This is a genomic window from Bacteroidota bacterium (assembly GCA_034723125.1).
Taxonomy (GTDB): domain Bacteria; phylum Bacteroidota; class Bacteroidia; order CAILMK01; family JAAYUY01; genus JAYEOP01.
On record JAYEOP010000254.1, the window covers coordinates 1 to 7,836 of the forward strand.

Below are 7,836 nucleotides of genomic sequence, written 5' to 3' on the forward strand. Positions count from 1 at the left end.
TAAGGAAGATTCTAACAAATAAAGGATTATTTATGCGATACAAAAATATTTTTGGGGGATTTATTATCATCATAATTGGTGTTCTTTTTATTTTAAGAAACATAGGAGTTATTGACTTATCATGGTGGTATGTTTGGAAATTATGGCCTTTAATACTTGTTTTTATTGGAATCTCTGTTCTGCCAATTAAGGATGTGTGGAAATTGATAATTTCATTCATAATTTTGCTTATTGCTGTTTTATTAATAACTATTTATGGATTAGGTGATTCTCACATTTATATAAATGGTTTTTCCTGTTAGATTTATCCTAAAACACATTGCATGTTTTTAAAATATGATAAAGTTAAATGGGGGATAATTGGCTGTGGAGATGTTACTGAAGTAAAAAGCGGACCTGCATTTTACAAATCAGATAATTCGGAGCTAATTGCTGTGATGCGTAGAGATGTAATAAAAGCTAAAGATTATGCAAAACGCCATAATGTTAAAAAATACTACAGTGATGCGGATTCATTGATTAATGATAATGAGATAAATGCAATTTACATTGCAACACCACCTTCTTCACATGCAGAGTATGCGATAAAAGCAATGAAAGTAGGAAAAGCTGTTTATGTTGAAAAACCTATGGCTTTAAATTATTTGCAAGCAAAGGAAATGATAAGGGTTTCACGCGAACAAAATGTAGCACTCTTTGTAGCTTATTACCGCAGATTACTTGAGTACTTTATTAAAGTAAAAGAATTACTTGAAAGCGGAGTTTTAGGAAAAATAACACAATTTCATTTGAATTTAACAAAACCACTAAAAACAGAAAAGTATTTAAATAAAAAACCATGGCGTGTTATTCCTGAAATTTCAGGAGGTGGATATTTTTATGACTTAGGTTCGCATCAGATAGATATTCTTGACTTTTTATTCGGTAAGGCAAAAACTGTTAAAGGAAAAGCTGTAAATAATTCAAAACTATATGAAGCAGAAGATACTGTTAGTGCATTTTTTGAATTTGAAAATGACATTATAGGTACTGCAAACTGGAATTTTGGCTCTGTTGCATCAGTTAATGTAGATTTTATGAAAATAATTGGAACAAAAGGAAAGATAGAATTTTCCTTCTTTAGTTTTAACCCGATTATTTTAACTACAGATAAAGGGAAGGAAAAATATTACTACAAGCGACCAAAACATATTCAGCAAAATATGGTTCAAGATATTGTAAATATGCTTACAGGAAAAATTGACTTAAATGATAATGCTATTTCTGGATTAAGAACCTCCATGATTTTGGAAGAAATTACAGCTTCTTTTAAAAAAAGTAATGTAGTAGAATGAAAAGTTTTTTTTGGAGTAATGAGTTAATTGTATTACCTTTGATAAAAATAATATATGAAAATTAGTTGTTTGAGAGCATTATTACTAAAAAAACAACAATTAAATTACAATTAAAAAAAATAATTATGGGTTTAGCAAAAAATTTCATGAAAGACCTGAGGTCATTAACAAGCTTGTATCCTGTTGCTAAATGGATAATGAGAATATTTGTTTTTGTTTATGTTTTAGTTTATTATGGACCTCGTTTTTTAGAACCAAGTCTTACAAGTGAATATTTCTTTTTAGCAATTGTATATGTTTTTAGTGCATTATTACTACTAATAGGTGGTTTTGGTCAAAACTCAAATCTTACAAGAATAGCCGCTTTTATAATGTTTTTTGCAATTATTTCACACTTAATTGCTGCCCTTATAGTTTTTCATAAATTTGATGAATTGTTTGCATCAAGGCTATTATTATTGTCAATTGTAATTTATTTTCTTACTTCAAGCAAAAGATTTGAAAGACCAAAAAAATCAAGTTCTGCTGATGGACTATTCGATGAGAGAGAAACAAAAGATATAGAGGCATAAAGACAAGAGAAATGGCGAAATGGAAAAGAAATGCTGTGCAAACTAAAACACTTAACAAATTTAAAATCAATTAAGGGAACTTCTAATAATTCCATAAATAGTGCCTCTTAGAAAACTATCTATTTTTAATTTTGTAGAGTTTTCTAAGAGACACTAAATAAACATTTCATAAATTGTATTCGTTGATAACTTATTCTAATATAAATAAACAAACTTGCATAATATTGGAAATAAATGTTTTATGATTGGAATTTATGTGAAATTATAAATATTTATATCTTGATAAATAAAATCTCTTAGTTTAAATTAAGATTTTATCTTTGTAAAATTTTTGAAATTTGAATAACAAGAACAGTAAATATTTTCAATAACATAATATGGCAAAAATAATATCACTTGCAAATCAAAAAGGTGGAGTTGGCAAAACTACGACAGCAATTAATTTGGCGGCAAGCCTTGCTGCTTTGGAATATAAAACTCTATTGATTGATGCAGATCCTCAGGCTAATACTACATCAGGAATAGGTATAGACTCAAAAAGTGAAAAACCTAGCATTTATGACTGTATAATAAATGAAATTGAACCTAAAAAAACAATAATAACAACAGATATTAAATACCTTGATATTATCCCTTCTCACATTAATTTAGTTGGAGCAGAAATTGAATTAATTGGGATGGAGAATAGAGAGAAAAAAATGATTAAAATAATTGATAAAATGAGAGATGATTATGATTTTATTATTATTGATTGTTCTCCGTCATTAGGAATTATTACAATTAATGCTTTAACAGCTTCAGATTCGGTAATTGTTCCAGTTCAATGTGAGTATTTTGCTCTTGAAGGATTAGGTAAACTTTTAAATACAATTAAAATTGTTCAGAATAATCTTAATACTAATCTTGAAATAGAAGGTATTTTACTAACTATGTATGATATTAGATTACGTTTGTCAAATCAGGTAGTTGAAGATGTAAGAGCTCACTTTCAGCAACTTGTATTTGATACTATTATACATAGAAATATACGCTTAAGCGAAGCTCCGGGATTTGGAGTACCTGTACTACTTCATGATGCAAATGGTAAAGGAGCTGTAAATTACCTTAACCTAGCAAAAGAAATTCTTTTAAAAAATGATTATAAAGTTGAGAAATAAAAATATTTTATTATAAAAATGGCAGCAAAACGACAAGCACTTGGTAAAGGATTAAATGCCTTACTTACTGATTCTAGCACTGATATAACAGGAAGAAATACAGTGCCTTTAAAAAATATTTCCGAAATTGCAATTAATGATATTGAAGCAAACCCCTTTCAACCTCGTGAGAAATTTGAGGAAGAAAAACTTGATGAACTTGTAGAATCAATAAAAATTCATGGAATAATACAGCCTGTTACAGTACGTAAAATAGGTTATGGAAAATATCAACTTATTTCAGGAGAAAGACGAACTAGGGCTTCTATTCGTGCAGGATTAAAAAATATACCAGTTTACGTTAGAGTAGCTGATGATCAGCAAATGCTTGAAATGTCTTTGATTGAAAATATCCACAGAGAAGATCTTAATCCAATAGAAATTGGTATTTCTTACAAACGATTGGTTGATGAATGTAATTTGAAACAAGAAGATTTGGCTAGTAGAATTGGAAAAAACAGATCAACAATAAATAATTTTTTAAGATTACTAAAACTTCCGGATGAAATACAAATAGCTCTTCAAACAAAAAAAATCACAGTAGGTCATGCTAGAAGTCTTATTACCATTGATGATAAAAATCGTCAGTTAGAAATTCTTAAAATAATTCTTCTTGAAAAGCTTTCAGTCCGTGAGGTTGAAGAAATGGTAAAAGGAAAAAAAACATCAAAAAGACCAATTAAGAAAAAAACTACTGTTAAAAAATTTGAAAGATTTATTGAAATTGAAAATGATTTGTCAAAAAAGTTTGATACAAAAGTTAGAATAAAATCAAAACAAGGTGTAAAAGGAGATATTTTAATTCATTTTAAAAACAAAAAAGAATTTGAAATAATAGCTTCACTTTTAAATAAAACATGAAGTGTTAAAGTCAATTAATTACATATTTTTATTATTGATTTTTATTTTGCTAGTTTATCCAATACAAGGCAAAGCACAATATACTCATAGTTTTGTCAGGGATTCAATTATAAAAGAGCAATCAAAGCAAAAACCTTTACCAAAAAAAGTAATGCTTAGATCGGCAATTATTCCAGGATGGGGACAAATCACTAATAAACAAATTTGGAAAGCACCAGTAATATATCTTGGTTTGGGTGCATGTATTTATTTTATTGATTATAATACAACGAATTATAAAGATTACAAAAATTCCTATATTTTGCGAACCGATGGTAATCCACAAACAATTGATATTCATGACCCGCTATCATCATCAAATTCAGAAAAATATAATGAAGCACAACTTAAAATAATTAGAGATTTTTATCATAGAAATCTTGAAGTTACAATACTTGCAACAGCAGGTGTTTATGTGTTAAATTTACTAGATGCATACATTAGTGCACATTTGTTAGATTTTGATATTTCAGATGATTTGACTATTAGTGTTAAACAATTTGAATATTTTAATTTTGAAGGCAGAAATTATTTTTTATCAGGAATTGAATTGAAATTTTAATGTAAGAATAAACGAATAAACATTTACTCATGAAAATAATATTATTTGGTTACGGAAAAATGGGCAAGTTGATAGAATCTGTTGCACAAAAAGAAGGGCATGAAATAATTAGCATTTATGACCCTTATTCAGAATTTAATGAGTTAAATAAAAACGATTTATCGGAAGCAGATGTTGTAATTGATTATACAACACCCGATAGTGTTGTAAATAATATTATAACATGTTTTGAAAACAATATTCCTATTGTTGTGGGAACAACAGGCTGGCACAATGAATTTAATTACATCAAACAGCAATGCGATAGATTGAATGCTACATTATTATACGCATCAAATTTTAGCATAGGAGTGAACCTCTTATTTGGAATTATCGATTATATTTCTGATTTTATTAAAGACGAAAATACATACGAAAAAATATCAGTACACGAAACTCATCATACTATGAAAAAAGATTCTCCAAGTGGTACAGCTGTTACAATTGGAGAAAAAATTATATCAAATAATTCATTTTTAAAATCATGGTACAAGCTGAAAGAGGGTGAAGAAATTCAGGATAAAAAGGATTCTTTACCAATATTTTATGACAGAGTAGAAAATATTGTAGGAAAACATGAAGTTACTTATGAATCTGAAATTGATAAAATTAGTATAAAACATCAAGCATTTTCAAGAGATGGTTTTGCTGCTGGTACATTAGTTGCATCAGCTTGGATTCTTGGAAAACAAGGTATATTTACAATGAAAGATGTTCTTGGAAAACAATAAAAAATAAAAAATGGCAAATTATATTTGGACTCTTTATGGAATCTTAACAATTGTTAGTTTTTGGTTAATTTTTAATAAAGCAAATGAAAAAGGATGGAAGGCAGTTATTCCTTTTTACAATATTTTTATCGCATTAAAAATAGTAAACAGACCATGGTGGTGGTTAATTATATTTTTAATTCCCGGTGTTAATATTTTTATGTTACTTATTCTTTTTGTACAACTTATCAAGTCATTTGGGAAGTATGACTTTAAGACATTAACAATAGGAATGCTTTTAGCCCCTGCTTATCTTCTTTATGTTGGAGTTAAAGATAATTTCAAATATGTTGGTCCATCAGGAAGTGAAGAATACAGAAAAAATCGTAAAAAATCAAAATCTAAAGAATGGACAGATGCCTTGGTATTTGCTGCAATTGCGGCAACTATTATCAGGTGGTTTATGATTGAAGCTTACACTATTCCTACTTCTTCAATGGAAAGGTCATTACTTGTTGGTGATTTTCTGTTTGTAAGCAAATTAAATTACGGACCAAGAATTCCAAATACTCCACTTGCTTTTCCCTTTGCACATCACACTATGCCAATTATAAAAACCAAATCATATCTTGAATGGATAAAAGTTGGATATCATCGTTTGCCGGGATTTGAAAAAATAGAAAACAATGATGTAGTAGTTTTTAACTATCCAATGGAGGATTTCAGACCTGTTGATAAAAAAGAAAATTATATCAAAAGATGTCTGGCTATTGCTGGAGATACATTAGAAATTGTTGACAGAAAAATACTAATAAACGGAAAACATGAAAAGTTACCGGATAAAGGACAATACCGCTATTTTGTAAAAACTAACGGACAAGGATTTAGACCAGGATTATTACACAGCATTGGAATTTCTGATTATCAGCAGTTAATGGGAGAATTAGGATCTTATGTAATGTTTATGACCAACGAAAATGCTGAAGAAATTAAAAATTTAGCTTCTGTTACAAAAGTTGAACCTATAATTGAATCTGCTAATAACTTTGATTCAAGAGTTTTTCCTTTTTATGAGGAACTTAGATGGAATATGGACAATTTCGGACCAATTTATATTCCTAAGAAAGGTGATAAAATTGAAATGAACGAAGCAAATTTTCATATTTATAGAAGGGCAATCATGATTTATGAAAATAATCCAAGCCTTGAAATGAAAAACGCACAGGTATTTCTTGAAAATGAGCCTATTGACTATTATACTTTTAAAATGAATTATTACTGGTTAATGGGTGATAACAGGCATAATTCTCTTGATTCAAGATTCTGGGGCTTTGTATCAGAAGATCATGTTGTTGGTAAAGCATTATTCTTGTGGATGTCTTGGGACAAAGATGGTAAAGGTATTAATAAAATAAGGTGGGATAGAATTTTTAACGGAATTCATTAATCTTTTTTAAAAATTTACTGAAGCTTTTTTAAGTCTATCGTTTATTGCTCTTCCTAAGCCATTATCAGGGAATTTTTCTGCAATAATAAAATCAAATCCTCTTTCATCTAATTCATGCATAGAATGAAATAGTTTTTTTGCCGCTTCGTCAAGACTTCCTTCTGGGGAAAGAATACATTGATTTTCTGATTTAATTGCAGTATGCTTTTTGTTAAAAGCTATTAGCCCGATATTTTTACTTTTTCTCTTAAGTAATATTTCTTCAACATTATCAAAAAATAGGGGTGTTTTTGTAGCGTAATGGCTTTTTAATTGACCGGGAGAATCAGGTTCTTGATTTTTATTTGATATAATTTTTATTTTTGGGTAAAGAGTTATAATATCTTCAACAGAAACACCTCCAAGCCTATGAATTATTAAGTTATCTTTTTCCCAGCTAACAATAGTTGATTCAATTCCAACATTACATTTTCCTCCATCCAAAATAAAAGGAATTTTTCCATTTAACTGTTCATAAACGTGCTGTGGAGAAGTAGGGCTGACTTTACCAAAAAGATTTGCACTTGGTGCAGCAACAGGAAAGTCAAGAGTGCTGAGTAACTTTATTGTAAGAGGATGATTAGGAAAACGAATTGCTACCTTGGGTAATCCTGAAGTAACAATGTCAGAAATAATTTTTCTTTTATTCAATAAATAAGTCAATGGACCAGGTGAAAATCTCTCAGCAAGCTTTTTTATAATTTCAGGTATTGATTGAACAAATTTTTCAGTTTTATAAATAGAATCAAAGTGAACAATTAAAGGATCAAAACTTGGGCGATTTTTTGTTTTATAAATTTTTAGCAATGTAGAATCAGAAAGTGCATTACCTGCTAAGCCATAAACCGTTTCGGTAGGAATTGCAACAACTTCTCCTTTATCAAGAAAATACTTTGCTTGTTCAATATCTGTTGATATTATCGTTTTCATATATAGTACAAAGATAAAATTTATATTACTCACTATAAGAATGAAATTTGTGAATAATTTTGGTTCTATCTTGATTTGTGTGGGTGGAAAAATATTAAAGCCACAGA

Annotated in this window: 9 protein-coding genes; 8 read left to right on the forward strand and 1 reads right to left on the reverse strand. The window is 28.8% G+C overall.

Annotated features, from left to right (window positions below; all coding sequences use genetic code 11):
• From U9R42_06960 to lepB, 8 genes are all read left to right on the forward strand, one after another.
• The coding region (locus U9R42_06960; GenBank protein ID MEA3495759.1) for a DUF5668 domain-containing protein at positions 1-302 on the forward strand (302 nt) is incomplete at its 5' end.
• 21 nt (positions 303-323) lie between these two features.
• Positions 324-1,334 (forward strand): Gfo/Idh/MocA family oxidoreductase, encoded by a 1,011-nt coding sequence (locus tag U9R42_06965; GenBank protein MEA3495760.1) that lies wholly within the window; start codon positions 324-326, stop codon positions 1,332-1,334.
• Between the two features lie 125 nt (positions 1,335-1,459).
• Positions 1,460-1,906 carry a hypothetical protein gene (locus U9R42_06970; protein MEA3495761.1) on the forward strand — a complete coding sequence of 149 codons (447 nt, stop codon included), beginning with the start codon at positions 1,460-1,462 and terminating at the stop codon, positions 1,904-1,906.
• Between the two features lie 377 nt (positions 1,907-2,283).
• Positions 2,284-3,063, forward strand: coding sequence for an AAA family ATPase (locus tag U9R42_06975; GenBank protein ID MEA3495762.1), 780 nt, complete (start codon positions 2,284-2,286; stop codon positions 3,061-3,063).
• Positions 3,064-3,081: 18 nt separating this feature from the next.
• Complete coding sequence (locus tag U9R42_06980; protein ID MEA3495763.1) at positions 3,082-3,963, forward strand: ParB/RepB/Spo0J family partition protein; 882 nt, start codon at positions 3,082-3,084, stop codon at positions 3,961-3,963.
• A gap of 1 nt (position 3,964) precedes the next feature.
• Entirely contained in the window at positions 3,965-4,564 is a 600-nt protein-coding gene (locus U9R42_06985; protein ID MEA3495764.1) for a DUF5683 domain-containing protein, read from the forward strand.
• Positions 4,565-4,593: 29 nt separating this feature from the next.
• Positions 4,594-5,334, forward strand: coding sequence for a 4-hydroxy-tetrahydrodipicolinate reductase (dapB, locus tag U9R42_06990; GenBank protein ID MEA3495765.1), 741 nt, complete (start codon positions 4,594-4,596; stop codon positions 5,332-5,334).
• A 10-nt stretch (positions 5,335-5,344) separates the two neighbouring features.
• Positions 5,345-6,760 (forward strand): signal peptidase I, encoded by a 1,416-nt coding sequence (gene lepB / locus U9R42_06995; protein MEA3495766.1) that lies wholly within the window; start codon positions 5,345-5,347, stop codon positions 6,758-6,760.
• Positions 6,761-6,766: 6 nt separating this feature from the next.
• Here lepB and U9R42_07000 read toward each other — a convergent pair whose 3' ends face one another.
• On the reverse strand, positions 6,767-7,729 hold the full coding sequence (locus U9R42_07000) for an L-threonylcarbamoyladenylate synthase (GenBank protein ID MEA3495767.1): 963 nt from the start codon (positions 7,727-7,729) through the stop codon (positions 6,767-6,769).
• Positions 7,730-7,836 lie beyond the last annotated feature (107 nt).

Coding starts and splice junctions, on each gene's coding strand:
- lepB (MEA3495766.1), top strand. CDS start 5,345: ATGGCAAATTATATTTGGACTCTTTATGGAATCTTAACAATTGTTAGT.
- U9R42_07000 (MEA3495767.1), bottom strand. CDS start 7,729: ATGAAAACGATAATATCAACAGATATTGAACAAGCAAAGTATTTTCTT.
- U9R42_06980 (MEA3495763.1), top strand. CDS start 3,082: ATGGCAGCAAAACGACAAGCACTTGGTAAAGGATTAAATGCCTTACTT.
- U9R42_06975 (MEA3495762.1), top strand. CDS start 2,284: ATGGCAAAAATAATATCACTTGCAAATCAAAAAGGTGGAGTTGGCAAA.
- dapB (MEA3495765.1), top strand. CDS start 4,594: ATGAAAATAATATTATTTGGTTACGGAAAAATGGGCAAGTTGATAGAA.
- U9R42_06970 (MEA3495761.1), top strand. CDS start 1,460: ATGGGTTTAGCAAAAAATTTCATGAAAGACCTGAGGTCATTAACAAGC.
- U9R42_06965 (MEA3495760.1), top strand. CDS start 324: ATGTTTTTAAAATATGATAAAGTTAAATGGGGGATAATTGGCTGTGGA.